The sequence below is a fragment of the Shinella sp. GW821-FHT11G07 genome (genome assembly GCF_058808115.1).
In genome coordinates, this window is record NZ_JBXARJ010000002.1 from 484,713 (window position 1) to 507,330 (window position 22,618).

The 22,618-nt window shown below is 61.9% G+C and carries 22 protein-coding genes; 11 read left to right on the top strand and 11 right to left on the bottom strand.

The window, feature by feature from the left end; translation table 11 throughout:
• The first annotated feature begins 1 nt into the window (after position 1).
• The 3 genes from AC1RT2_RS05825 to hflX all read left to right on the top strand — a co-directional run bounded on the left by AC1RT2_RS05825 (position 2) and on the right by hflX (position 2,605).
• Positions 2-865 carry a D-amino-acid transaminase gene (locus tag AC1RT2_RS05825; RefSeq protein WP_069061392.1) on the top strand — a complete coding sequence of 288 codons (864 nt, stop codon included), beginning with the start codon at positions 2-4 and terminating at the stop codon, positions 863-865.
• Between the two features lie 97 nt (positions 866-962).
• On the top strand, positions 963-1,205 hold the full coding sequence (gene hfq, locus AC1RT2_RS05830) for an RNA chaperone Hfq (RefSeq protein WP_023514954.1): 243 nt from the start codon (positions 963-965) through the stop codon (positions 1,203-1,205).
• 77 nt (positions 1,206-1,282) lie between these two features.
• Positions 1,283-2,605, top strand: a complete 1,323-nt coding sequence (hflX, locus tag AC1RT2_RS05835) for a GTPase HflX (protein WP_069058707.1) — start codon at positions 1,283-1,285, stop codon at positions 2,603-2,605.
• Positions 2,606-2,714: 109 nt separating this feature from the next.
• Here the strand turns inward: hflX and mazG are convergent, their stop codons facing one another.
• Positions 2,715-3,566, bottom strand: coding sequence for a nucleoside triphosphate pyrophosphohydrolase (mazG, locus tag AC1RT2_RS05840; protein ID WP_493100219.1), 852 nt, complete (start codon positions 3,564-3,566; stop codon positions 2,715-2,717).
• Positions 3,567-3,574: 8 nt separating this feature from the next.
• Positions 3,575-4,162, bottom strand: coding sequence for a deaminase (locus AC1RT2_RS05845; protein ID WP_493100221.1), 588 nt, complete (start codon positions 4,160-4,162; stop codon positions 3,575-3,577).
• 197 nt (positions 4,163-4,359) lie between these two features.
• Between AC1RT2_RS05845 and cysG the strand changes: the two genes are divergently transcribed.
• The 5 genes from cysG to AC1RT2_RS05870 all read left to right on the top strand — a co-directional run bounded on the left by cysG (position 4,360) and on the right by AC1RT2_RS05870 (position 9,331).
• Positions 4,360-5,799 carry a siroheme synthase CysG gene (gene cysG, locus AC1RT2_RS05850; RefSeq protein ID WP_493100223.1) on the top strand — a complete coding sequence of 480 codons (1,440 nt, stop codon included), beginning with the start codon at positions 4,360-4,362 and terminating at the stop codon, positions 5,797-5,799.
• Position 5,800: 1 nt separating this feature from the next.
• Positions 5,801-6,118 carry a DUF2849 domain-containing protein gene (locus AC1RT2_RS05855; protein ID WP_493100225.1) on the top strand — a complete coding sequence of 106 codons (318 nt, stop codon included), beginning with the start codon at positions 5,801-5,803 and terminating at the stop codon, positions 6,116-6,118.
• Positions 6,119-6,128: 10 nt separating this feature from the next.
• On the top strand, positions 6,129-7,805 hold the full coding sequence (locus AC1RT2_RS05860; RefSeq protein WP_493100227.1) for a nitrite/sulfite reductase: 1,677 nt from the start codon (positions 6,129-6,131) through the stop codon (positions 7,803-7,805).
• A gap of 11 nt (positions 7,806-7,816) precedes the next feature.
• The gene (locus AC1RT2_RS05865) at positions 7,817-8,317 is read left to right on the top strand and encodes a DUF934 domain-containing protein (RefSeq protein WP_493100229.1); all 501 of its coding nucleotides are present in this window, start codon (positions 7,817-7,819) and stop codon (positions 8,315-8,317) included.
• Between the two features lie 201 nt (positions 8,318-8,518).
• Complete coding sequence (locus AC1RT2_RS05870) at positions 8,519-9,331, top strand: ferredoxin--NADP reductase (protein WP_493100231.1); 813 nt, start codon at positions 8,519-8,521, stop codon at positions 9,329-9,331.
• A gap of 55 nt (positions 9,332-9,386) precedes the next feature.
• Here the strand turns inward: AC1RT2_RS05870 and AC1RT2_RS05875 are convergent, their stop codons facing one another.
• Positions 9,387-10,040: a GntR family transcriptional regulator gene (locus tag AC1RT2_RS05875; RefSeq protein ID WP_493100233.1), complete on the bottom strand. Its 654-nt coding sequence runs from the start codon at positions 10,038-10,040 to the stop codon at positions 9,387-9,389.
• Between the two features lie 254 nt (positions 10,041-10,294).
• Between AC1RT2_RS05875 and AC1RT2_RS05880 the strand changes: the two genes are divergently transcribed.
• A complete protein-coding gene (locus tag AC1RT2_RS05880; RefSeq protein ID WP_493100235.1) occupies positions 10,295-10,699 on the top strand; it encodes a VOC family protein in 405 nt (134 codons plus the stop codon).
• A gap of 19 nt (positions 10,700-10,718) precedes the next feature.
• Here AC1RT2_RS05880 and AC1RT2_RS05885 read toward each other — a convergent pair whose 3' ends face one another.
• On the bottom strand, positions 10,719-11,561 hold the full coding sequence (locus AC1RT2_RS05885) for a MurR/RpiR family transcriptional regulator (RefSeq protein WP_493100237.1): 843 nt from the start codon (positions 11,559-11,561) through the stop codon (positions 10,719-10,721).
• A gap of 162 nt (positions 11,562-11,723) precedes the next feature.
• Between AC1RT2_RS05885 and AC1RT2_RS05890 the strand changes: the two genes are divergently transcribed.
• On the top strand, positions 11,724-13,181 hold the full coding sequence (locus tag AC1RT2_RS05890) for an MFS transporter (protein WP_493100239.1): 1,458 nt from the start codon (positions 11,724-11,726) through the stop codon (positions 13,179-13,181).
• A gap of 5 nt (positions 13,182-13,186) precedes the next feature.
• The gene (locus tag AC1RT2_RS05895) at positions 13,187-13,864 is read left to right on the top strand and encodes an aspartate/glutamate racemase family protein (RefSeq protein ID WP_493100241.1); all 678 of its coding nucleotides are present in this window, start codon (positions 13,187-13,189) and stop codon (positions 13,862-13,864) included.
• 58 nt (positions 13,865-13,922) lie between these two features.
• Here AC1RT2_RS05895 and AC1RT2_RS05900 read toward each other — a convergent pair whose 3' ends face one another.
• The 7 genes from AC1RT2_RS05900 to AC1RT2_RS05930 all read right to left on the bottom strand — a co-directional run bounded on the left by AC1RT2_RS05900 (position 13,923) and on the right by AC1RT2_RS05930 (position 22,572).
• Entirely contained in the window at positions 13,923-14,837 is a 915-nt protein-coding gene (locus AC1RT2_RS05900; RefSeq protein WP_493100242.1) for a LysR family transcriptional regulator, read from the bottom strand.
• 165 nt (positions 14,838-15,002) lie between these two features.
• Positions 15,003-16,814, bottom strand: coding sequence for an adenine deaminase C-terminal domain-containing protein (locus AC1RT2_RS05905; protein ID WP_493100243.1), 1,812 nt, complete (start codon positions 16,812-16,814; stop codon positions 15,003-15,005).
• Between the two features lie 31 nt (positions 16,815-16,845).
• The gene (locus tag AC1RT2_RS05910) at positions 16,846-18,378 is read right to left on the bottom strand and encodes an ABC transporter ATP-binding protein (RefSeq protein WP_493100245.1); all 1,533 of its coding nucleotides are present in this window, start codon (positions 18,376-18,378) and stop codon (positions 16,846-16,848) included.
• A 5-nt stretch (positions 18,379-18,383) separates the two neighbouring features.
• Positions 18,384-19,316, bottom strand: a complete 933-nt coding sequence (locus AC1RT2_RS05915; protein ID WP_493100246.1) for an ABC transporter permease — start codon at positions 19,314-19,316, stop codon at positions 18,384-18,386.
• 77 nt (positions 19,317-19,393) lie between these two features.
• Positions 19,394-20,488, bottom strand: a complete 1,095-nt coding sequence (locus AC1RT2_RS05920) for an ABC transporter permease (RefSeq protein WP_069058721.1) — start codon at positions 20,486-20,488, stop codon at positions 19,394-19,396.
• Positions 20,489-20,562: 74 nt separating this feature from the next.
• Positions 20,563-21,540 carry a BMP family protein gene (locus AC1RT2_RS05925; RefSeq protein ID WP_069058722.1) on the bottom strand — a complete coding sequence of 326 codons (978 nt, stop codon included), beginning with the start codon at positions 21,538-21,540 and terminating at the stop codon, positions 20,563-20,565.
• A 39-nt stretch (positions 21,541-21,579) separates the two neighbouring features.
• On the bottom strand, positions 21,580-22,572 hold the full coding sequence (locus AC1RT2_RS05930) for a BMP family protein (RefSeq protein ID WP_493100249.1): 993 nt from the start codon (positions 22,570-22,572) through the stop codon (positions 21,580-21,582).
• Between the last annotated feature and the right edge of the window lie 46 nt (positions 22,573-22,618).

Below are 22,618 nucleotides of genomic sequence, written 5' to 3' on the forward strand. Positions count from 1 at the left end.
CATGCCGCGTTTTGCCTATGTCAACGGCCGCTATGTCCGCCATGCCGATGCAGCGGTGCATATCGATGACCGCGGCCTCGTCTTTGCGGATGCGATCTATGAGGTCTGTCAGGTACAGCAGGGCCTCATCATCGACATGACGCGCCATCTCGACCGGCTGGACCGGTCGCTCGGCGAAATCCGCATTCGCCCGCCCATGCCGCGCGCTGCCCTGACCGGCATCATGCGGGAGGTGCTGCGCCGCAACCGCGTCGTCAACGGCATGGTCTACCTCCAGGTGACACGCGGGCGCGCAAAGCGCGACCATGTTTTCCCCTCGCCGGAGGTGCGGGCAACGCTGATCGTGACGGCCAAGGCCCTGAACCCCGCCGTGAATGCGGCGAAATATGCGGCAGGCATCAAGGCTGTCACGGTCGCGGACAATCGTTGGGGCCGGGTGGACATCAAGACGGTCGGTCTCCTGCCGAATGTGCTGGCGCGCCAGCAGGCTAAGGAGGCGGGCGCGCAGGAGGCGATTTTCGTCGATGCCGACGGCAACGTCACCGAGGGCGGCGCGACGAACCTGTGGATCGTCGACCGCGACGGAAAACTCGTCACGCGCCCGGCCGATCACGCCATTCTGCGTGGCATCACGCGCACGACGCTGCTGGACGTGGCGGAAAAATTAGGGATTGTCGTCGAGGAGCGCCGCTTTTCGGTTGCGGATATGCTGGAGGCGCGGGAAGTTTTCATCACCGGGGCGACGACGATCTGTCTGCCGGTCGTTTCCATTGATGGACAGACGATCGCCAACGGCCATCCGGGCATGACGGCGCAGAAAATCCGGGAGGCCTTTTTCGCCGTTGCGGAGAAGACCGCGATTTGATACCAAAATCGACGGTCCCGGAATTTCTTGCCGGGCTGGGGACATTTATTTTTAGGCAACCGGTCTCAAGGGCCGGCAATCAGAAAGAAGCGGCGCGATGGCGGAACGTTCTCAAAACCTGCAGGATCTTTTTCTTAATACCGTTCGCAAGCAAAAGATTTCTCTCACAATCTTTCTCATCAACGGGGTCAAGCTGACCGGGGTTGTCACCTCTTTTGACAACTTCTGCGTGCTTCTCCGTCGCGACGGTCACTCGCAGCTCGTGTACAAACACGCGATCTCGACCATCATGCCGGGCCAGCCGCTGCAGATGTTCGAGACCGAGGAAAGCGGCTCCTGACAGGACCCACGAAAATTAGCAAATCCGATGTAAACAAGGATTCCGTCGTCCCGGACGTTGAAAAGCGCCGGGACGATATGCGCGCTGTCGTCATTGCACCCGTCTTGAAGGCGGCGCGCGCAAAATCCAACCCGACCGTTGTCACGCGCTCCGACGAGGCGCGCCTGGAAGAGGCTGTCGGCCTCGCCCGCGCCATCGATCTGACGATCGTTCACGCTGCTGTCGTGCCCGTCAGCCAGCCGAAACCCGGCACACTGCTCGGCACCGGCAAGATCGCGGAGATCAAGGCCGCGCTCGATGAACACGATGCCGGTCTCGTCATCGTCGATCATCCGCTGACGCCCGTGCAGCAGCGCAATCTCGAGAAGGAATGGAACGCCAAGGTCATCGACCGGACGGGCCTCATTCTTGAAATTTTCGGCCGGCGCGCCTCCACCAAGGAAGGCACGCTGCAGGTCGAGCTTGCGCATCTCAACTACCAGAAGGGCCGTCTGGTCCGCAGCTGGACCCACCTTGAACGCCAGCGCGGTGGCGCGGGTTTCATGGGCGGTCCGGGTGAAACGCAGATCGAAGCCGACCGCCGGCTGTTGCAGGACAAGATCATCAAGCTGGAACGCGAGTTGGAGCAGGTGCGCCGCACCCGCCAGCTGCACCGTTCCAAGCGCAAGAAGGTGCCGCACCCGATCGTGGCGCTCGTCGGCTATACCAATGCCGGCAAGTCGACGCTGTTCAACCTGATTACCGGGGCAGGGGTTCTTGCCGAGGACATGCTGTTTGCGACGCTCGACCCGACGCTGCGCCGCATGAAGCTGCCGCAGGGCCGCACCGTCATCCTGTCGGATACCGTTGGTTTCATTTCGAACCTGCCTACCCACCTTGTCGCCGCGTTCCGCGCAACGCTGGAAGAGGTGCTCGAAGCCGATTTGATTCTCCATGTGCGCGACATGTCCGACCCGGACAATGGTGCGCAATCGACGGATGTGCTGCGTATTCTGGGCGATCTCGGCATCGACGAGAAGGACGGCGCGGAGCGTATCCTCGAAGTCTGGAACAAGATCGACCGGCTGGAGCCGGAGGCCCGCGAGGCGCTTGTGCAGAAGTCCGAGAACCAGCCGAACGTGATCGCCGTTTCCGCGATTTCGGGCGAGGGTGTCGATACGCTGCTGGCCGAAATCAATCGGCGGCTCTCCGGCGTGCTCGTCGATCGCGACGTCATCGTGCCGGTGAGGCAGTTGCAGCTTCTGCCATGGATCTACGATCATTCGATCATCGATCTGCGCGAGGATATGGAAGACGGCAATGTGCGGCTGGAACTGCGGCTGACGGAAACCGAAGCCGCCGAACTCGACCGCCGGCTCGGCATCGGGCAGAAGGCCCAGCGCGAGGATTGGGAGCGCTAGAGCATTTCCGCTTTTCTTCGAATCGCGAAAACGCTCCACCTCCTTGTTTTCATGCAATTCCGGACGCAAAACCGCTGCGCACTTTTGCTGGAATTCCTCTAACGCAACGTCATTCTGCTGACGTTGCGTTACCCAGGCTGCGCTCGATCTGCTTGGCGGCCTGCCACAGCTCTTCCATGCGCTCCAGTGTCGCCGCCTCCAGGCTTTCGCCGTTGGCGGCGAGGCTGTCCTCGATATGGGAGAATCGGTTGCGGAACTTGGTGTTCGTGCCCCGCAGCGCCATTTCCGGATCGGCGCCGACATGGCGGCCGATATTGACCAGCGCGAAGATCAGGTCGCCGAGTTCGTCGGCGACCGCCTTCTGGTCGTCGCTGTGAAGCGCCTCGCGCAACTCGCCGATTTCCTCCTCGATCTTGTCGAGGATCGGTGCTGGCTCCGACCAGTCGAAACCCACCTTGGCGGCGCGTTCCTGAAGCTTCAGGGCTTCGACAAGGGCTGGGAAAGACCGCTGCACGGAGCCGAGATGACCACGCAACGGGTCGTCCGGCAGGCCGCGTCGGGTGCGACGCGCCTTGCGCTCGCGTTTTTCCGCTTGCTTGATTTCGTCCCACTGCAGCTTCACGGCTGCCGGCGTGTCGGCATCCGAGCGGGCGAAGACATGCGGATGGCGGCGGATCATCTTGCGCGTGATGGCCTCGACGACACTGCCGAAATCGAATTCGCCGCGCTCCTCCGCCATGCGGGCGTGGAAGACCACTTGCAGGAGAAGGTCGCCCAGCTCCTCGCAGAGGTCGTCCATGTCGTTCCGCTCGATCGCGTCGGCAACCTCGTAGGCTTCTTCGATCGTGTAGGGCTTGATGGTCTCGAAGGTCTGGACGATGTCCCAGGGGCAGCCGGTTTCCGGTTGGCGCAGGGCGGCCATGATGTCGATCAGGCGCTCGATGTCGCGGCTCGATTCCATGGTGCGTCTCAGTTGAGCGGAATGCTGTTGTCAGCCTTGCCGGACTGGTAGGTCTCGGACAGGGTGTCGTAGGCGGTGCGGATTTCGGCATCCTGCTTCTTGAGATCCGCTTTCGCGGCCTCGTCGGCGGTGGCGATGAGGTCGGCGATAGCGGCGGAATGCCAGAAGGCGTTGGTCTTCGCGTAACCGCCCGGATCGAGCCGGAAAACTTCCTTCAGGATGCGCAGGTCGTGCGGAATGGCAAAGCTGTCGCGCGAATCTTCATGGCTGAAGAAATAGTAGAAATTGTCGAAGCCGGCCCAGGTGATGGCGGAAAGGCACATGGAGCAGGGCTCGTGCGTCGAAAGGAAGACGTAGTCCTTGGTGTCCGGCTTCTCCACGCGCTCGTAAAGGCGTTTCAGCGTGTGAATTTCACCGTGCCAGAGCGGGTTTTCCGTCTCGTTGTTGGTTTCGGCCAGAACGAGCGAGAGGTCGGCCTTGCGGAGAATGGCCGCGCCAAAAATCTTGTTGCCGGCCGCGACGCCGTCGCGTGTCAGCGGCAGGATGTCGAACTCCATGACGTCGAGCAGACGTTTTGCGATGGCGGCCTGGTCCATGATGGGATCCCCGATTGGCGTATGGTGGCATCCTTAGCGGGCGCCCGGGCGGACGGGCAAGGGGGCCCGGTGACTTATGCTCAAAATGCCGGACCTCAGAGCAAAACAATACGCCCCTCCTTGGGCATTGGAATTTCTGTTTCTTTTGTTTGTGGCCATTTTTCGCGATAGTGCGCACACTTCAACCGGACCAGACCATGACTGAATCGCAGCAGAAGCTTTCGACATTCCCGGCGTTCTTTCGTACCACCGGCAGAACGGTCGTTGTCGTGGGCGAAGGCGACGAGGCTTTTGCCAAGGCCCGCCTGCTATTCAACACGGATGCCCGGATCGTCGTTCTGGCGGAAGAGCCTGAAGCAGATTTCGCCCGGTTCATCGCCGACAAGGGCCTCGTGCTCGTTCGCGCGCCTTTCTCGAGGCAGGCGATCGTGGATGCGACGCTCGTCTTCGCGGCGACGGGCGATGCGGCGGCCGACCGCGCCATCTCCGCGACCGCCCGCGAGCTGCGCATCCCCGTCAATGCCGTCGACCAGCCGGATCATTGCGATTTCTTCACGCCCGCCCTCGTCAACCGCGCACCGGTCGCCGTCGCAATCGGCACGGAGGGTGCGGGCCCGGTTTTGGCGCAGATGATCCGCGCGCAGGTCGACCAGATCCTGTCGCCGTCGCTTGGCCGTCTTGCAAGCCTGGCCAATGGTTATCGGCAGGCCGTCGATAACATTCTGCCGCGCGGCGTGACGCGCCGCGTCTTCTGGCGCCGTTTCTTCCAGGGCGCCGTCGCCGATGCCGTCAACAATGGCGATATCGAGCTGGCGCGCCGCTCCGCCACGGCACTTTTGAACTCGCAGGGCAAGGCCGCGGGTCATGTCTGGCTCGTCGGCGCCGGCCCGGGTGCCGAAGACCTGCTGACGCTGCGCGCCCAGCGTGTGATGATGGAAGCCGATGTGATCGTCTTTGACGCACTCGTGCCGCAGGCGATCGTCGACATGGGGCGTCGCGACGCCGAGCGCCTGTCTGTCGGCAAGCGCAAGGGCTGTCACTCCAAGTCACAGGAAGAGATCAACGACCTGCTTGTCGAGCTTGGCAAGGCTGGAAAACGTGTCGTTCGCCTGAAATCCGGCGATCCGCTCGTCTACGGTCGTGCCGGTGAGGAAATGGCAGCGCTGCGCCAGGCGGGCGTGACCTATGAGGTCGTGCCCGGCATCACCTCCGCTTTTGCGGCGGCCGCCGATTTCGAACTGCCGCTGACACTGCGCGGCGTTGCCTCATCGCTCGTCTTCACGACGGGCCACGATCTCACGGGCGCTGTCCTGCCGGATTGGGCACGGCTTGCGATTTCCGGCGCGACCGTTGCCGTCTATATGGGGCGCACCGTGGCCGCCTCCGTCGCCGCGCGGCTGATGGATGCCGGCCTGCCGGCGGAAACGACGGTCGCCGTTGTGGAGAATGCCAGCCGCCGCGACAAGCGGTTGCTGCACGGCACGCTCAAGGACCTTCCGGGCCTGGAGCATCGTGATGAATTGTCCGGCCCGGTCATGGTGATCATCGGTGAAGCCGTTGCCGGCGCCAACTTCGAACATTCGACGCCGCTTGCCCTGCGCGAGACGGTTCGTGATACAGTAGCATTGGGAGCATGACATGGCCGACAAGGTTCTGACAGCCAATCGCCTTTCCGACGGTATCTCCGTCTGGCTGGATGCCGCCGGCACCTGGAACGAGCACCTCCAGTATGCCTTCGTGGCGCGCCACAAGGAGGCCGTCGATGCGCTGGAAGCGACCGGCAAGCAGGCCTATGCCGACAACAAGGTGGTTGACGTGAACGTTGTCGATGTCGAAGAAGTGGACGGTGTGCTTCGGCCGCTGCGCATGCGTGAACGCATCCGCGCCGAAGGCCCTTCGATTGTTTACGCCGCCGGTTATGCCGGCTTGACTGCGACGGTCAATTCGGCCGCCTGAGGACTTTTCCATGTATCGCTACGACGAATTCGACCACGCCTTTGTCTCCGACCGCGTTGAGCAGTTTCGCGATCAGGTCGGTCGCCGGCTGTCCGGCGAACTGGCGGAGGATGCCTTCAAGCCGCTGCGCCTGATGAACGGCGTCTATCTGCAGCTTCACGCCTACATGCTGCGCGTCGCCATCCCCTATGGCACGCTGAATGCGCGCCAGATGCGCATGCTGGCCTATATCGCCCGCAAATATGACCGCGGTTACGGCCATTTCACCACGCGCCAGAACATCCAGTACAACTGGCCGAAGCTGAACGAACTACCGGACGCGCTCGCCGATCTCGCGACCGTCGAGATGCATGCGCTCCAGACGTCGGGCAACTGCATTCGCAACGTGACGGCCGACCATTTCGCGGGTGCTGCCGCCGATGAGGTCGCCGATCCGCGGCCCTATGCGGAAATCTTGCGCCAGTGGTCGTCCGTGCATCCGGAATTCTCCTTTCTGCCGCGTAAGTTCAAGATCGCCGTCACCGGCGCCGAGCGCGACCGCGCGGCCATCCAGGTGCATGATATAGGTCTGCACCTGAAGAAGGACGACGACGGCCGCATCGGCTTTGCCGTCTATGTCGGCGGCGGGCAGGGCCGTACGCCGATGATCGCCAAGAAGATCCGTGATTTCCTGCCGGAAGAAGACCTGTTGTCCTACACGACGGCGATCATGCGCGTGTACAACCTGCATGGCCGACGCGACAACAAGTACAAGGCGCGCATCAAGATCCTCGTGCACGAGACGGGCGCCGAGGAGCTGGCACGCCAGGTGGATGTGGAGTTCGCGGCCCTCAAGGATACCGAACTGAAGCTGCCGGAAAGGGACGTCGCCGCCATCTCCGCCTATTTCGCACCGCCGGAACTGGCGCCCCGCGCCGAGGGCTGGGCTAGCCTCGCGCAGTGGAAGAAGGCGGATGAGGACTTTGCCCGCTGGGTGCAGCACAATGTGCAGCCGCACAAGCATCCCGACTACGGCATGGTGACGATCTCGCTGAAGCCGATCGGCGGCATTCCGGGCGACGCGACGGATACGCAGATGGAAGCCGTCGCCGACATTGCGGAAGAGTATGCCTTCGACGAAATCCGCGTCAGCCATGAGCAGAACCTGATCCTGCCGCACGTGGCGCTGGCCGATCTGGAGCCGATCTATCGCGGCCTCGTCGCTGCGGGCCTCGCAACCGCCAATGCCGGCCTCATCACGGATATCATTGCCTGTCCCGGGCTGGACTATTGCGCGCTGGCCAATGCGCGTTCGATTCCCGTCGCACAGGAGCTTTCGCTGCGTTTTGGCGCGCCCGAGCGCCAGGCAGAAATCGGCGAGCTGAAGATCAAGATTTCCGGCTGCATCAATGCCTGCGGCCATCACCATGTCGGCCATATCGGCCTGCTCGGCGTGGAAAAGAAGGGCGAGGAACTCTACCAAATCACGCTGGGCGGCTCGGGTGACGAGAACACGTCGATCGGCGAAATCATCGGCCGCGGCTTCGAACCGGAAAAGGTGACGGACGCTGTCGAGGTGATCGTCGATACCTATCTGGGCCTGCGCCTCGACCCTTCAGAAACCTTCCTCACCGCCTATCGCCGCGTCGGGCCGCAACCCTTCAAGGAAGCGCTCTACGGTGATAAGACGGCGGCGGCGGCAGCCTGAGGAGAGCGATGATGACGAAAATCTGGAACGAATCCGGCTTCGTGACCGACGATCCCTGGATCATCGAGACGGAAGAAACCAAGGCCGGCTCGAACGAAAAGGTCATTCTCGGCCTTGACGACTTCCTGGCGAAGGCGGCCGAGACCGATGAAACGGAACTCGGCGTGCTGATCAATCCGGCGGACGACGTGCGCAAGCTGGAAGGTCATCTCGACCGGCTGGCGCTCGTGGCTGTCGCTTTCCCGGCCTTCAACGATGGCCGCGCGTTCAGCCATGCGTCGCTGCTGCGCGCGCGCCTCGGTTTCTCGCGTGAGGTGCGGGCGGTTGGCGACGTGCTGATCGACCAGATTCCGCTGATGCTGCGCTGTGGCATCGACAGCTTTGCCGTGACCAATGCGACGGCGCTGAAGCGGCTTGCGGAAAACCGGCTGCCGGGCATCGACAACCACTACCAGCCGACGGCCCGTCCCTCGGAAGAGGTCGGTTCCTACAGCTGGCGTCGTCGGGCCTGATTTCAGGTCCGATTGCCGGTTGGGCCGGTGAAAGGCCGCAATCGCGTTGTAGACTTGCGCGAGATCAAAGCCGGGCAGCGCGAAAGAGAGAACTATTGCGCGGCCAATCAGCGCATTGGAACGGGATACCTTCCTTTGTCGCTCAACATGTAATATCTGCCTATCGTCAAGATTTTAGACGCAGCCAGGATCGATCCCGAAATGAACGCACCTGCCAAGACCGAAGATTTCGTGCCCGCCATTCCCGCCGGTGTTTTTGCCGAGACGGTGACGAGCGTGCAGCATTATACGGATCGCCTGTTCAGCTTCCGCATGACGCGCCCGGAAAGCTTCCGTTTCCGCTCCGGCGAATTCGCCATGATCGGCCTGATGGTAGGTGAAAAGCCGGTCTACCGCGCCTATTCGATCGCAAGCCCGTCCTGGGACGAGGAACTCGAATTCTTCTCGATCAAGGTGCCGGACGGCCCGCTGACGTCGCATCTCCAGCAGATCCAGCCGGGTGATACCGTGCTGATGCGCAAGAAGCCGACCGGCACGCTTGTCCTCGATGCGCTGACGCCCGGGAAGCGCTTGTACATGTTCTCGACCGGCACCGGCATTGCGCCTTTCGCAAGCCTGATGCGTGATCCGGAAACCTATGAAAAGTTCGACGAAGTCATCCTCACGCACACCTGCCGCGAGGTCTCCGAACTGAAATACGGTTTCGACCTCGTCGAGGAAATCCGCAACCACGAATTCCTGGCCGAAGTGGTCGGCAACAAGCTGCGCCACTATGCGACCGTGACCCGCGAGGACTATTCACTCAAGGGCCGCATCACCGATCTTATCCGCGATGGCAAGATGTTCGCCGATCTCGGCGTGCCGCATTTCGACCCGGCGGTCGATCGTGGCATGATCTGCGGTTCTTCCGCGATGCTCAAGGAAACCAAGGCGCTGCTGGAAGAGTCGGGCCTCGTCGAAGGCTCCAACAACAAGCCCGGCGAATTCGTCATCGAACGCGCCTTCGTCGATTAGTCGACGGACAGGATGAAAAGCGGGGCGGCCTTCGGGTCGCCCTTTTTGTTTGTCCTTAGGCGGAGAGATAGTCGATCAGAGCGGTCATCGCCGTTTCGGCGGCGAGCCTGTCGCCGTTGCGGATGGCGCGAATGACCTTCACATGCCGATCGACCGAGCCATCCATGTGCCGGTTGTCCGCGCGCGTAAACCAGAGACGGCGTGAATGGGTTTGCAGGGGGGCGAGCGCTGCCGTCAGATAGCGGTTGGGGCAGGCTTCCTCCATGATCTCGTCGAAGGTTTTGTCTGCTGCCAGAAAGCCCTCCAGATCGGAGTGGATCGAGCACGCCGTCATGGCCTGCGCGCAGGCGACGAGCTGTTCGCGGTGATGGTCTTCGGCATGCTCGGCAACTAGGGCGGCGGCGAGGGGTTCTAGCTGCCGGCGCGTCGTCATGACATTGGCATGGTCGTCCGGCCTGATTGCCGTGATCTGCAAGCCGGCGCGCGGACGCACCGCGATCAATCCCTGCCATTCGAGCTTCTGGATCGCCTCGCGCACCGGCGTGCGCCCATGGTCGGCAAGCTCGATGAGCTGGCGCTCGGTCACCAGCGAGCCCGGCTTCAGCTTGAGGGTGACGATCAGCCCCTCGAGGGCGAGATAGGCGAGGTGGGCTTGCGACGCCGCGTTATCCACGTTCTGGTGCTCCGCTGATATATCACATACTGGCATGTCGCAATTCGACTGGCAAGTCGACTGATATATCAGGGACGGTTCGGAAGGGCGAGGTGTGCTAATTCCGTAATGTCGTTCTACTCGATCTTTCGCTCCGAAAGTCGATGCCGCAGCCATTCTCTCGACAATAGCATTCACGTTGACGGCGGCAGATACCGGGCTTTAAGCAGGATGACAGGCATTGTGCGGACAGCCCGAGAATGGGCAGCCACCCAACCAACCAGCCCCCAGTCGTCATGAGGAAACGTTTCATGAATCAGAGCCTCGCCCATATCGCCCTCATCGTCCGCGACTATGACGAAGCCATCGACTTCTATGTGAACACGCTGGGCTTCGAACTGGTCGACGACAGTTACCAGGCGGAGCAGGACAAGCGATGGGTTGTGGTGCGACCGAGGGGAACGGGTACGTGCTCGGTTCTGCTTGCCCGCGCGTCGTCGCCCGACCAGGAGCGCTATGTCGGCGACCAGGCGGGTGGGCGGGTTTTTCTCTTCCTGCGCACCGATGATTTCTGGCGCGACTATCATGCTCTTGTCGAAAAGGGCGTGGCCTTCGAGCGGGAACCGAAGACCGCTGAATACGGGGTCGTCGCGGTGTTCAAGGACCTCTACGGCAATCTCTGGGATCTCATCGAGTTCACCGACGGCCGGCCCTGATGCGGATGTGAGGGAACGGCTATAGTTCCTCCAGCGTGTCGCCGAAGCGCTCGATGCCGCGCAGGCGCGTGCGACCGGCAGCGCCTGCGCGTTCGATGGCGCGCGTTGCGATCAGGTGACAGATCGCCAGGACCGAGACATGGTTGAAGAGTGGGCCCGGCGCCAGTGTCTGGCAACGGAAATGCCACGTCGCCGTCGCGCGGTGCGCGACCCCTTCGTCCGTCAGATAAAGGAGCTTGGCGCCGCTTTTCTCGATTGCGGATAGGATGGTCTCCATCTGTGCCACGCGCCGGCGCAGGCCGAAGACGATCGCGACGTCCTTGTCGGTGACGCTGACGAGATGTTCGCCAAGCGTTTGCCCGGCGCCCGGAATGGCGACGATGTTTTCCACCACCTGCGTCATCTGCCATTGCAGATAGTCGGCGAAGGCGTGGCTGCTGCGAAAACCCAGGACCCAGGTCTTGCGTGCATTGAGGATCGCATCGGCGACCGCGTCCACCTGTGTATCGGTGATCGTCGCGAAGGTGCCCTCCAGATTGGCAATGCCCTGGGCGACATGGGCGGCCACCGACTGGGCTGCCGCGGCATCGGTGGAGGCGGCGAGGAACAGGCGCGAGCCCGTCTGTTTTTCCTCGCGCGCATGGCGGCGCGCTTCCTCGTAGCTTTCATAGCCGAGCCGGCGGACGAAGCGGGTAACCGTGGCGTTCGAGACCTGGGCGAGCTTGGCAAGTTCGGACGCGGAATAGCTCGCAAGCTCTCCTGGAAAGTCGCAGACGAAGTCACCGAGTCGCCGCTCGGCGGGATGCAGTTCGTTGAGCGCGTCGCGCACGCGAAACAGGAACGAACGATCCGTGGAACTCATCTCATTCATCGCCTTCTTTCATTAAATCAAGGTTGTAACGGACTGGCCGGACTTCGCAAGCGTGTGTGGCGAAACTGTCATCAAGTTTGTTGAAAAATGGATTTCATTAATGTATTGTATGAAAATCAATTTTCTTATTGATGCCAGAAGGAGGAGGAGACTATGGCAGCAGAAGGTATGGTGCAGTCCGGCAAATCATCGCCGGCAATCCGTCAATTGGAGGGGGCGCTCACCCGCATCGGGGTCACCGGTGCGCATAAGCAGATCATCGCGCTGGTGCTGATCGGGTGCCTGTTCGACAGTTTCGAACAGAATACGATCGGCGTGTCCGGGCCGCTCCTGAAGGAGCATTGGGGTCTGACCGGCACGGATATCGGCTTCCTGAATACAATCACGTTCGGCAGTGCAGCCATCGGGCGCCTGCTTTCGGGCATCCTCGGCGATCGCTATGGCCGCCGCGTCATGCTGACCTTCAATCTCTTGCTGTTTTCGCTGGGCTCAGCAGCCTGCGCGCTGGCACCGGACTTCATGTTCCTCTGCATCGCCCGGGCGATCGTCGGCTTTGGCGTCGGCGGGGAAATCTCGACGGCCGTCACCATGCTGTCGGAATTCTGCTCGCCGAAATTCCGAGGAACGGCGGCCGGCCTCGTCAATGTGGGCGCGGGCGGTTTTGGCAACTTCCTGGCGCCCGTCTACGGACTGATGATCTTCAGCATCTTCCCGGGTGAGGATAGCTGGCGCTGGCTGTTTGCCTCGCTTGCACTGCCAGCCCTGCTGGTGGTGTTCTATCGCCGCTACGTGCCGGAAACGCCACGGTTCCTTGCATCCCAAGGACGCATCGACGAGGCGAACAAGGTGCTCTCGGTGCTGGAATCCGGGTCACTCCGTCCGAGTAACCTTGTGGTGAAGGAATATCTGACGAAGGACAAGGAGAGCGAAGCGCCGGCCGCCAAGGGGGCCTGGAAGGAGCTTTTCCGCGCGCCGTTCCTTGGTCGTATCATTCCGGTATCGATCGCCATCCTCATGAGCTATGGCGCGCAGCTTTCCGTTCTCACACTGATGCCGATCATCTTCATCGAGATGGGCTACACGCTGCAGGGCAGCCTGCTCTACAGCATGATCATCCAGAGCGGCAGTGTTCTCGGTGCCATTGCGGCCTCGATGTTCGGCTACTACTTCCCGCGCAAAAGGGTGCTGACGACCGGTGCGATCTGCGCCTGCCTTGCCGCACTCGCCATCATGTATCTCGGCACCACCATCTACCTGGTGCTGTTCTTCGGCGCGCTCTTCCAGTTCTTCGTGCTTCTGCTGAACACCTCGATCTGGATCTATGCGCCGGAACTCTTCCCGACCCGCATCCGCGCCTTCGGCGTCGCCTTCATCCTGGCGACGGGTTCGGCTGCCGGTTCCTTCGTGCCGACCATTTCGGGTGCCCTGTTCGATAGCTACGGCATGGGCGGCGTCTTCGGTCTCGCGGCTGCCATGTATGCGGTCTTCGCCGTCTGCATCCGCCTCGGGCCGGAAACCTATGGCATGTCCATGGAAGACCTCACGCAGCGTGCGGATGTCATCGGCAAGAGCGACGACATCGCAGTCGAACCCCTCAAGGCAGGAGCATAAGCGTAATGACCCCGCACATACTGTTGATCAATCCCAACAGTTCCGAGACCACCAGCGACATGATGCAGGCCATCGCGCTGAGGTCCGCAGCCGAGAGGCTGGACGTGAAGGCCGTGACGGCCAGCCGCAGCCCGGCCATGATCGTCACGCCCGAGCAGTTGACAGCCTCTGCCGCACAGGTGGTCGAGTTGGGCACCGTGCACGGTCGGGATTGTGCGGGGATCATCGTCAGCGCCTTCGGCGATCCCGGCCTTGCCGAGCTTCGCCGCAAGGTCGCTGTTCCCGTGGTCGGCATCTGCGAGGCCTCGATGATCGAGGCCTCGCAGGGCGGCAAGAAGTTCGGCGTCGCAACCTCGACGCCGGACCTTATCGAAGCCATCGACCAGCGCGCCCATGACCTCGGCCTTGCCCAGCTCTATACGGGCGTGCGCTGTACGGAGGGCGATCCAGTCGCACTTGCATCCAATACCGGCCTTCTGACTGAAGCGCTGGCGGGCGCGGTGCGCGCCTGTATCGAGCTGGACGGTGCGGAAGCCGTGATCATCGGCGGCGGCCCGCTCGGCCAGGCCGCCGATCAGCTGCGGCAGATTTTTGATACGCCGGTGATCGGACCGATCCCCTCGGCCGTGGAGCGGGTCATCGGCCTGATCGGGCAGGACACGAGCGTGCCGCAGGCGGTGTAACGCCAACCCGGACCTGTGAAAACAAAGGGCAGGGCGCTCCGTGAAGAACGGGGCGCCCTCAACTGCGAATGGTGGGTCCCGTTTTCTCGGCAGCCCAGGCAACGAACACGGCCTTCAAATGTTCGGCGGCCGGCGAGAGGCTGTGATGGCGGCGTTGCAGCACGGAGACGTCGCGCATGACATGCGGTTCGATGAGGTCGACGGTCATCACCCGCACGGCGGAAGCGAGCTGGCTTGAGTTTTCCGGCAAGACGGCGACCCCCATGCCGGCGGCGATCATGCTGATCGCTGTGGTCGAGAAACGCACCTCGTATTTTGGCCGGTAGCTCGGCACGACACGGATGAGATTGTGCTCGACGATGTTGCGCAGCGGATTGGATGCGGCGAGCGTGATGAGGGTTTCGTCCTTCAATTCGGCCCAGCGCACGGATTTGCGCTTGGCGAAGCGGTGATCCTCCCGGCAGACGAGCATCAGCTTGTCGCGCAGCAGCGGGGTTGCGGCAATCTCGGGGTCGTCTTCCGAAAGCGTGCCGATCGCGATGTCGACCTCGTTGCGCTTGAGGGCGGGCGTGATCTGCTCTTCCGGCATGTCGCGGATGTTGACGGTGATCTCCGGATACATGCGCAGGAACCGCGCGAGGATCGGCGGCACCACGGTGGCGGCGAGCACGATTGCGGCGGCGATCGTCACCTGGCCACGCTTCAGCGAGGCATTGTCGCGCACGTCACCGACGGCCAGCTCCAGGTCCTTCAGGATCTTTCGCGCCTGCGGCAGGAATTCCTGGCCGACAAGGGTGAGCGAGACCATCCGGGTGTGCCGGTCGAAGAGGCGCACGCCGATCTCCGTTTCCAGGTCGCGGACGAGGATGCTGACTGCCGACTGGGTGAGGTGGAGGTGCCGGGCGGCGAGATTGAACTGGCCAAGCTCGGCCACCGCGATGAAGGCCCTGAGTTGCCGCAGGGTTATGTTCATGGGCGTGCTGCCCTCCTGTTTATGCGACCGCCATCAAACCCTGCCGCAGCCATCCCTGTCTAGCCCGCAAGCGCCGGTTGTTCCGTTTTGTCCGCCATCAGCAAACCTTGCGGAGGCGAGGGTCTCAACACCCGTGCTATCGGCCGATATGTGTTCCGTCCTCTCTCAGTCCAGAAAATGATGGCGATCGGCGAGGTAGAACACCTCGAGCAGTTTGTTCACTGCGGCGCCCGATTTTGGATGACCGAGTTCTTCGAGGGCTCGGTCGAGTTCCTTCGACCGCTTGATCAGATCATCGACGGAATAGGTGGTCATCATGCCGTAGATGTTCATCGGCAGGCTCACTTTAATCTCTCCACCTTTGGCGACGACGTATCCGCCGAGGCTCTCGTCCACCTTTTGGATGGCCGCCAGCATGTCGGAAGGATCGGTGCCCATGGCGATGACGTTCGGCCGGGGTGCGGAGAAACCGATTGCGAGCGCGCCCGCGTTCAGGGCGAATTGCCGTATGAAGCCGGTCTTGACCTTCCGGACGCCACTCTTTGGGAAGCGTTCGATGATGGCGAAGTGGAGCAGCTTTTCGCCATTCAGTTCAGGTAGGAGCGCGCCATTTTCAACGGGAAGCCAGACGTCGCGGGAAAAACCCTCGGGTCCGAAACCGAAGAAATTGAAAATCGTAACCTTTGCGCTCTTGCCATCGGCCGCCGTTTCCAGGGGCGCAACCTTCAAGTCATCGAGACCGAATCCGTCGAGGCCCTTGGCGGGTTGTGTGACGAGGGCCGAGTAGTCGATATCGGCATTCACCAGCAGTTTTCCGTCCCGCGCGACCAGACGGCCGCCCTTGAACACATATTTGGGTGTGAAACTGCGCAGGTTATCTACAAGGAGGACGTCGGCGAACCGTCCGGGCGCTAGCGAGCCCAGTCTGTCCTCCAGCTTGAAGTGCCGAGCGGTATTGTAGCTACTCATTTTGATCGCCTTGATCGGGTCCAGTCCATACGCGATCGATTCCCGCACGGCGGCATCGAGGTTTCCGACCTCCATCATATGCTCCACCGATAGGTTATCGGTCGACATCATGATGTTTTCCGTCGGAAGGCGTTCGTTGACGATTCCCGGCACAATGTTGTCCACGCCATGCAGCCCGTAAAGCAGAAAGGAGGGAAGGCCGATCTTCAGGTTGTTCGCGATATCATCCGCGCTCCAGCTGTCATGGTCGTCCATCGTGCCGAGTGCCGGGAAGAGGTTTTCACGGTGAGCTCCTACGTCGCCGACATGGCCTGAGATCAATTTGCCCTTCGAGCGGGCGTAGGCGATCTTGCGGAGGTCCTCATCATCGTTGTCGAAGAGATTGGACGGGTTCAGCTCGCCGAGGCCGGCAACGAAATCCCAATCCAGCATCGCCCTGGTGATATCACCGCGGACCTTCTTGCCCGGTGCGAAGGGATAGATGCGGTAGGGTAACTCCTCGTGCCTGTTGAAGAGGATTTCGGCGGCTTTTAGTCCGTCGTCGCCGGCGGCGCTCACCAGGTCCAGGCACTCGGCAAAGACGGTGGTGACACCGCGTGGAACCATGGCTTGTGCAAGCGCTGTGGGCGTCACGAGCTGCGATTCGAAATGAAAATGTCCGTCGATCAGGCCGGGAACGGCGTACAGTCCCTGTCCATCGAACTCCTCCTTCGCTGTCGCCTTGTCCGGATCGATCGCGACGATCTTGCCATTGCTGATGAGCAGCGCGCCGGGAAAGACGCCATCGCGGTACACATCGACGATCTTGACATTCTTGATCAGGAGGTCGGCCTTCGCCGTGCCCTCGATGACGCTACGTAACGCCTTGGACTCTATCAATTCGCTTTCGAAACTGGCGGCTTCGACGGTGCGACCAGTCATTGCCAGGCTGAGAGCCGCAGTGACGGCGAAATGAGCCATTCTGTGCAGTAAAGCCATGCGTAGTTCCTTTCTGTTGAAGGACAGCATCACACGTCGAAGGAAATGGTAGCGTTCCGCGCTAGCCCGCAAGCGCCGGTTGTTCCGTTTTGCCCGCCATCAGCAAACCGAGTTCCTCGAGACGGGTGCGGTCCGGCGGCAGTTCGCCGAGGATTTCGCCGTGGAACATCACGAGGATGCGGTCGCAGATGGCGAAGAGTTCCTCCAGCTCCGTGGAGATGAGCAGGATGGCGCGCCCGTTGTCGCGCTGCTTCAGCATCTCCTCCATGACGAACTCCATTGCGCCGATATCGATGCCGCGGGCGAGCTGATTGACGAGGATGAAATCCGGATTGCGGGCGAGTTCCCGCGCGACAACCAGCTTCTGCTGGTTGCCGCCCGAAAGGTCGCCGATACGCTGCTCCTCGTTGCGGGATTTGACGCGGAAACGCTTGATGAGATCGCGGGTGTGTTCGCCGATCACGTTGCGGTTCAGCATGCCGCGCGCGGCAAAGGGCGGCTGGTCGTAGCGCTGGAGGATGGTGTTCTCGCTGAGCGATAGCGACATGACGATACCGTGTTTGTGCCGGTCTTCCGGGATGTGGGAAAAGCCGCAGGCATTGATGCGGGCGGGATCGAGGCCCGTGATGTCCTTGCCGTTGAGCACGACGCGGCCGGCATCGACCGGTAGCAGGCCGGACAGCGCCAGCGACAGTTCGGTCTGGCCATTGCCGGAAACGCCGGCGATGCCGACGATCTCGCCGGCGCGCACGTGAAGGCTCACACCCCGCACCGCCGGAAGCCCGGCCTCGCTGCGACAGGTGAGATTTTCGACTGACAGCACGAGCGGGCCGGGAGCGGCGGGGTTGCGAGGCAGTTCCATGCCGACATCGCGGCCCACCATCATGCGCGCAAGTCCGCGCGCATCCGTATCGGCGACGTTGACGGTGTTGACCACGCGCCCATCGCGCATGACGCTGATGCGGTCGCTGACGCGCATCACCTCGTCCAGTTTGTGGGAGATGAAGACGACGGTCTTCCCATCCTTTACGAGGTCGCGCATCAGGGCGAGCAGGCGGTCTGTTTCCTGGGGGGTGAGCACGGCGGTCGGCTCGTCGAGGATCAAGAGGTCGATGCCGTGGAACAGGGTTTTCAGGATTTCCACGCGCTGCTGTTCGCCGACGGAAAGATCCTCGATGAGCGCGTCCGGGCGCACGTCGAGCGCATAGCGATCGCTGAGTTCGCGGATTTTTGCGTGCACCTTGTCCATGTCGTTGATGACGCGCAGCCCCGAACCCTGCCCGAGGATGTAGTTTTCCGCGACCGTGAGGTTCGGCACGAGCATGAAATGCTGGTGCACCATGCCGATATGCTGGCGGATCGCCTCGCGCGGGCTGTTGAAGCGCACGGTCTCGCCCTTGTAGATGATCTCGCCCTCGTCGGGCCGCACCATGCCGCAGATCATGCTCATCAGCACGCTCTTGCCGGCGCCGTTCTCACCGAGCAGTGAATGGATCTCGCCCTCTTGGATTTCCAGTGACACGCCGTCGCTGGCGATGATCGGGCCGAAGCGCTTGCGGATATTGTCGATGCGCAGGAAGGGTTTTTGGGACATATCCGTTACCTCATCTCGTAGGGCTGGCCGAGCTTGCTCGGTGCTGCACCCTTGCCGCGGACCACGACGAGCGTGATGATCGTCATGATGTAGGGAAGCGCCTGCAGGACCTGGTAGGGCACGACGATGGATGCCTGGGCCTGAAGCATGAGCTGCAAGGCATAGAACAGGCCGAAGAGCAGCGAGACGAAGAAGGCGCCGATCGGCGACCACCTTGCGAACACGACCACGGCCAGCACGATGAAGCCGCGACCCGATGTGATGCCTTCAACGAACTGGTTGGAATGGCCAAGCGTCAGGAACGCGCCGCCGAGCCCCGCAAGCCCCGTGCCGACCAGGACTGCGCCGTAGCGATAGGCCGCGACATTGCGGCCGGCGACATCGACGGCTTTCGGATGTTCGCCGACGGCGCGCAGCGTCAGGCCGAACGAGGTGCGGTAGAGAATGAGGGTGGCGAGGACGGCGACGAGGATCGTTGAATAGACGATAAGGTTCTGCTGGAAAAAAGCCTCGCCGACAAAGGGCAGGTCGCTAAGCCAGGGAATATGGACCGGCTGGGCGATCTCGATGCCTTTGCCGGTCGAGACATAGTACGTGCGGAAGAGGAAGGCCGTGAGGCCCATGCCGAGCAGGTTGAGTGCTGCGCCCACCACGATCTGGTCCGCCTTGATAGTGATCGTGAAGAAGGCGAAGATCAGGCCGAACAGCATTCCGCCGGCGACCCCGGTGAGAAGGCCCAGAAGAACGCTGCCGGTCGCAAAGGCCGCCGCGAAGCCGCAGAAGGCGCCGACAAGCATGGTGCCTTCCAGGCCGATATTGAGCACGCCCGCCCGCTCGGAAAAGACCTCTCCGATCGAGGCGAAGATGAGGGGTGTCGCAAGCCTCCAGGCGGCGCCGGCGAGCGTCGCGAGGAAGGTGAGGAACATCATGTCGTCCATTAAGAAAACCCTTCAGGAGTGTCGCCTAAGTTTTTGTTTTCACGCAAGGTAAATTCCTTGCGGGAGTTTCCATTCTTTCAGGCCACGATCCTGATGATGTCGCGCAACTTGGCAAAGGCGACGACAGACAGGATGACGATTCCCTGGATGACCAGCACTAGGACCTGAGGCACCTGCGAGGAGATCTGGAGGACTTCCGAGCCGGAGCGGAGCGTCGCAAACAGCCCGCCCGAGAGGATTGCTGCGAGCGGATTGTTGCTGGCCAGCAGCGCCACGGCGATACCCTCGAAGCCGTAGCCGGGCGAAATGTTCTGGTAGAGCCGATGCGTGACACCGGCGACCTCGAAGGCGCCCGCAAGGCCAGCCATTGCGCCGCTGATACAGATGGCGATCATGATGTTGCGGCCGACATTCATGCCGGCATAGCGTGCCGCATGCGGGTTGAGGCCGACGACGCGCAGGGCAAATCCGCGGCTGCTTCTTTGCAGGAAGATGTAGAGCGCGACTGCCAGCACTACGGCGACGAGAATGCCGATGTGAAGGCGCATGTCGGAGACGATGCGCGGCGTCCATGCCTCGCGCACAAGGCGGGCGGACTGCGGATAGGCAGCACTGGCATCTTTCATCGGTCCGGTGACGAGATAACTCGTCAGGATGATGGCGATGTAGTTGAGCATGATCGTCGTGACGATCTCGCTCGCCTGGAAGCGTACCTTCAGATAACCGGCAATCCCGGCCCAGGCCGCACCCGCGACGGCGCCCGCCAGCATGACGAGCGGCGCATGCACCCAGACAGAAAGGCCATCGATGCTGGTGCCGACCAGCGTTGCGGCGATCGCCCCGACATAGAGCTGGCCCTCTGCACCGATGTTCCAGATGCTGCATCGGAAGGCGACGCAGAGCCCCGCGCCGATCAGGATGAGCGGGGTCGCCTTCAGCAGGATTTCGCCGACCGAGCGCATGTCCTGGAAGGACCCGAAAATCATCACCGTGACGACGTCGCTTCCGTTGAAGCCGTTGAGCCAGAGCAGGACGGCGCCGCAGGCAAGGGCGACGAGGACTGCGGCGAGGGGTGTCACGAGGCTGATCGCGGCCTGCGAGAGCGTGCGGTAGAGGGCGTTGACGGTCTGAGGATACACGTTCTCACGCACTCCCTGGTTTATCTGTGCCATGGATTGGTCCGGATGTTGGTGTGGCGCGCAAGGATGCGCTGCGGCCGGATGGCCGGCCGCAGCGCGGGGTCCGGTTACTCGCCGGTCTTGATCTCGCCAGCCACGATCTTGTCGCTGATCGCCTTCACTTCGGCGCGGATGTCTTCCGGCACGGAGACCGGGCCGTCATCGCGGAAGGTGAAGGACATGACCTTCGGGTCCTTGAGGCCGAAGATGACATTTTCCGTCGGCGGGCTGCCGTCCTTGATCGAGCGCACCACTTCCACCACGCCCTGCGCATAGTCGGCGACATAGAGGCCGAGAATGTTGTTGGGCGCGACCGGGGTGAAGTCGCTGAAGATCGAGAAGGAACGCACGTCCGGGCCGGATTCGGAGATTGCCTGATAGCCGCCGACCGTGGCGCCCGAGGCGTTCGGCACGACGAAGTCGGCCCCCTGGGCGATCATGCTCAGCGCCGCTTCCTTGGCCGCCGTCGTATCGGTGAAGTTGCCGATATAGGCTTCACTGATCGGGAAGTCCGGGTTGATGCTCTTCGCGCCGTTCTTGAAACCGGCAAAGGCCTGCTGGATCGGCGGAATTTCCATGCCGCCGACGAGGCCGGCCTTGCGGCCCATCTTCGCGGCGATGACGCCCATCAGATAGAAGGGCTGGCTGGTATCGGTGTTGAGGCCGATGACATTGCCTTCATGAATGCTGCTCGACGAGATCAGGAAGTAGGTGTCCGGATAGTCGAGGGCGACCTCCAGCGCGGCGTCCTGAAATTCGAAGCCATGGCCGAGGATGACCTTGTAACCCTGGCTGGCATAGTCGCGAAACGCCTTTTCGAACGAAGCGGGGTTCTGTTGCAGTTCGACATAGCTGATCTTGGCGCCGAGCTGGTCTTCCACGCCCTTCAGCGCGTTGTAACCAATGCGGTTCCAGCCTTCTTCCGAAACGCTGCCGGGCACAAGCAAGCCCATCTTCAGGTCTTCGGCATAGGCCATTGCCGGCGTGGACATGGCGATGGACAATGCGGCCACGCCTTCCAGGAATGTTCTTCTTGAAAGTTTCATTGATCTTCCTCCCATTTGATAAGTTCCCATAAACCGCGCTTATTTCGCGCGTGTCTGGATCTCGCCCGCAACGATCTTCGCGCTCACCTCCTCCAGGTGTTTGCGCAGGTCCTGCGGTATCGATCTGGCGGCTTCGTCGTTGAAGGTGAACTTGATGACGTCCTTGTCCTTCAGGCCGAAGTCGACATTGCTTTGCGGCACGGTGCCGTCCCGAATGCCCGAGACGATGCGCACGATGCCTTGACCGTAATCGGCGATGAACGTGCCGAGGATGTTCTTGGGGGCGACCTCCGTGTAGTCGCTGTAGACGCTGAATGTGCCGGATTGCGCGCCCGCTTCCTGCGTGGCCTGGATGACGCCCAGTCCCGCAGCGTTCGCATTGGGAACGACGAAGTCGGCGCCCTGCGACATCATGCTGACGGCGGCTTCCTTTGCCGCGCCGGCATCGGTGAAGCTGTTGATGAAGACCGTGGAGACGGGAAAGTCAGGGTTCACACTCTCGGCACCCTTCCGGAACCCCTCGAAGGCATGCGCGATCGGCGGAATCTCCATGCCGCCGATGAGGCCGGCACCCTTGCCCATCGTCGCTGCGATCACGCCCATGAGATAGAACGGCTGGCTGGCATCGGTGTTGAGGCCGATGACCTTGCCTTCATGGACGCTGCTCGACGAGATGAGGAAAACGGTATCGGGAAACTCTTCCGCCGTCGTGAGGGCGGCGTCCTGGAACTGGAAGCCGTGTCCCAGCACGACCTGGTAGCCCTGGCTGGCATAGTCGCGGAACGCCTTTTCGAAGGCGGCCGGGTTTTCGGCCAGCTCGACATAGCTGATCTTGGCGCCAAGCTCTTTCTCGACCCGCTTCAGCGCGTCATAGGCGATCCGGTTCCAGCCTTCCTCCGCGACGCTGCCGGGCACAAGCAGGCCCATCTTAAAGTCGCCGGCATGGGCTGGCTCCTGCCAGATTAAGCCGGCGAGGGCCAATGCGAAGGTGGATGCAAGCAGCGAACGACGTGAAACTGAAGTCTTCTTCATTCTGTTCCTCCCATTAGATTGCGTATCAATCCCCCCGGAGTGGTCG

What these genes read in the sequence shown, in the direction of transcription:
- AC1RT2_RS05845 (WP_493100221.1), bottom strand. Translation starts at nt 4,162, where the DNA reads ATGGACCAGGCCGCCATCGCAAAACGTCTGCTCGACGTCATGGAGTTC.
- AC1RT2_RS05895 (WP_493100241.1), top strand. Translation starts at nt 13,187, where the DNA reads ATGACCCCGCACATACTGTTGATCAATCCCAACAGTTCCGAGACCACC.
- AC1RT2_RS05920 (WP_069058721.1), bottom strand. Translation starts at nt 20,488, where the DNA reads ATGGCACAGATAAACCAGGGAGTGCGTGAGAACGTGTATCCTCAGACC.
- AC1RT2_RS05825 (WP_069061392.1), top strand. Translation starts at nt 2, where the DNA reads ATGCCGCGTTTTGCCTATGTCAACGGCCGCTATGTCCGCCATGCCGAT.
- cysG (WP_493100223.1), top strand. Translation starts at nt 4,360, where the DNA reads ATGACTGAATCGCAGCAGAAGCTTTCGACATTCCCGGCGTTCTTTCGT.
- AC1RT2_RS05905 (WP_493100243.1), bottom strand. Translation starts at nt 16,814, where the DNA reads ATGCTGTCCTTCAACAGAAAGGAACTACGCATGGCTTTACTGCACAGA.
- AC1RT2_RS05875 (WP_493100233.1), bottom strand. Translation starts at nt 10,040, where the DNA reads ATGCCAGTATGTGATATATCAGCGGAGCACCAGAACGTGGATAACGCG.
- AC1RT2_RS05930 (WP_493100249.1), bottom strand. Translation starts at nt 22,572, where the DNA reads ATGAAGAAGACTTCAGTTTCACGTCGTTCGCTGCTTGCATCCACCTTC.
- AC1RT2_RS05910 (WP_493100245.1), bottom strand. Translation starts at nt 18,378, where the DNA reads ATGTCCCAAAAACCCTTCCTGCGCATCGACAATATCCGCAAGCGCTTC.
- hflX (WP_069058707.1), top strand. Translation starts at nt 1,283, where the DNA reads ATGCGCGCTGTCGTCATTGCACCCGTCTTGAAGGCGGCGCGCGCAAAA.
- AC1RT2_RS05915 (WP_493100246.1), bottom strand. Translation starts at nt 19,316, where the DNA reads ATGGACGACATGATGTTCCTCACCTTCCTCGCGACGCTCGCCGGCGCC.
- AC1RT2_RS05865 (WP_493100229.1), top strand. Translation starts at nt 7,817, where the DNA reads ATGACGAAAATCTGGAACGAATCCGGCTTCGTGACCGACGATCCCTGG.
- AC1RT2_RS05880 (WP_493100235.1), top strand. Translation starts at nt 10,295, where the DNA reads ATGAATCAGAGCCTCGCCCATATCGCCCTCATCGTCCGCGACTATGAC.
- AC1RT2_RS05870 (WP_493100231.1), top strand. Translation starts at nt 8,519, where the DNA reads ATGAACGCACCTGCCAAGACCGAAGATTTCGTGCCCGCCATTCCCGCC.
- AC1RT2_RS05885 (WP_493100237.1), bottom strand. Translation starts at nt 11,561, where the DNA reads ATGAGTTCCACGGATCGTTCGTTCCTGTTTCGCGTGCGCGACGCGCTC.
- AC1RT2_RS05860 (WP_493100227.1), top strand. Translation starts at nt 6,129, where the DNA reads ATGTATCGCTACGACGAATTCGACCACGCCTTTGTCTCCGACCGCGTT.
- mazG (WP_493100219.1), bottom strand. Translation starts at nt 3,566, where the DNA reads ATGGAATCGAGCCGCGACATCGAGCGCCTGATCGACATCATGGCCGCC.
- AC1RT2_RS05855 (WP_493100225.1), top strand. Translation starts at nt 5,801, where the DNA reads ATGGCCGACAAGGTTCTGACAGCCAATCGCCTTTCCGACGGTATCTCC.
- AC1RT2_RS05890 (WP_493100239.1), top strand. Translation starts at nt 11,724, where the DNA reads ATGGCAGCAGAAGGTATGGTGCAGTCCGGCAAATCATCGCCGGCAATC.
- AC1RT2_RS05900 (WP_493100242.1), bottom strand. Translation starts at nt 14,837, where the DNA reads ATGAACATAACCCTGCGGCAACTCAGGGCCTTCATCGCGGTGGCCGAG.
- hfq (WP_023514954.1), top strand. Translation starts at nt 963, where the DNA reads ATGGCGGAACGTTCTCAAAACCTGCAGGATCTTTTTCTTAATACCGTT.
- AC1RT2_RS05925 (WP_069058722.1), bottom strand. Translation starts at nt 21,540, where the DNA reads ATGAAACTTTCAAGAAGAACATTCCTGGAAGGCGTGGCCGCATTGTCC.